At 61.9% G+C, this 1,164-nt stretch carries 2 protein-coding genes; one reads left to right on the top strand and one right to left on the bottom strand.

Annotated elements, in window-relative coordinates:
* A partial coding sequence (locus tag ABT171_RS41660; protein ID WP_351252170.1) for an MltR family transcriptional regulator occupies nucleotides 1-314 on the top strand: 314 nt, incomplete at its 5' end.
* Here ABT171_RS41660 and ABT171_RS41655 read toward each other — a convergent pair.
* The gene (locus ABT171_RS41655) at nucleotides 311-919 is read right to left on the bottom strand and encodes a LysE family translocator (RefSeq protein WP_025304783.1); all 609 of its coding nucleotides are present in this window, start codon (nucleotides 917-919) and stop codon (nucleotides 311-313) included. The genes ABT171_RS41660 and ABT171_RS41655 overlap by 4 nt on opposite strands.
* Nucleotides 920-1,164: the final 245 nt, after the last annotated feature.

Raw genomic sequence — 1,164 nt, 5'->3', positions numbered from 1 at the left:
TGATTTCCCGCCACGAATATGAAGATGCCGAGCTGCTGATGGCGATGCGCGAAGAGCTGAACCACGACGGGTCGGAATACCGCTTCGTCGATGACGAAATTCTCGGGCCGTTCGGCGAGCTGCACTGCGTGGCCGCGCTGCCGCCGGTGCCGACCTTCCTGCAGCCGGGCGAGGCGGATGAAGCGCTGATCGCCATGCAGCGCCAGCGCTATCAGCAGATGGTGCGCTCCACCATGGTGCTGTCCATTACCGATCTGATCGCCGGCATCGGCGCCAAACAACCTTCCCGACTCTCTCCTCTCGGCCGCGGCTAAGCAAAGGCCGCGCGCCACTCGTCGAATAACAGCCATAGCGCGGTGGCGGCCATCAGTCCGGACATCACGCCGTTGAAGGCGCGCAGTTTCCAGGTCACTCGCAGCGCGTTGCGCAACCGGTCGCCCAGCACCGCCCACAGCAGCACGCACGGCAGGTTCAGCAGCGCGAAACCGGCGATGACCGACAGCGTATGGACGAAGGTGGCGCCTTCGCGCGGGGTGAACAGGATCGCCACGTTGATCACCATCAGCCAGGCTTTGGGGTTGACCGCCTGAAACAGTGCACCGTTGAGCAGGCTCATCGGCTGCGCCTGCTCTTTGGCGTCCGGCGAGGCCGCCTGAAACAGCTTCCATGACAGCCACAGCAGATAGGCGCAGCCGATCACCGCCAGCGGGAGGCGGATGACGCCGGCCCAGCTCAACGCCAGCGCCAGCAGCGGGATAATGATCGCCAGCTGTACCGCACAACCGACACAGATGCCAAACAGCATCGGCAGGGTGCGGCGCAGGCCGAAGTTGACGCCCGACGAGGCCAGCAGCAGGTTGTTGGGGCCGGGGGTGATCGACATGACGGTGACGTAGCTGACAAAGGCGGAGTCCAGCATGGCAGGTTCCTTGAAAATGACGGTGATAACGAGAGGATCAGCATAATCGCTGCAATGGGATGGTGACAGAACCACAAATCGGATATTGTCATGGTTACAGTTGTGCAAAATGTAAACTGTACCCATTACTTGGAGAGAAACTGTGACCTTGCTCGATGAAACCCCGGATACCCGTTACCTGCAGCTGGCGGATACGTTGGCCGAGGCCATTCGACGCGGCACGCTGCTGCCCGGTGACCGCTTGC

This window comes from Streptomyces sp. NPDC001851, from assembly GCF_040297165.1.
Classification (GTDB): Bacteria; Actinomycetota; Actinomycetes; order Streptomycetales; family Streptomycetaceae; genus Streptomyces.
Note: the sequence above shows the minus strand (reverse complement) of the source record. Positions and strands in the feature narration are given on the sequence as shown.

What these genes read in the sequence shown, in the direction of transcription:
- ABT171_RS41655 (WP_025304783.1), bottom strand. Translation starts at nt 919, where the DNA reads ATGCTGGACTCCGCCTTTGTCAGCTACGTCACCGTCATGTCGATCACC.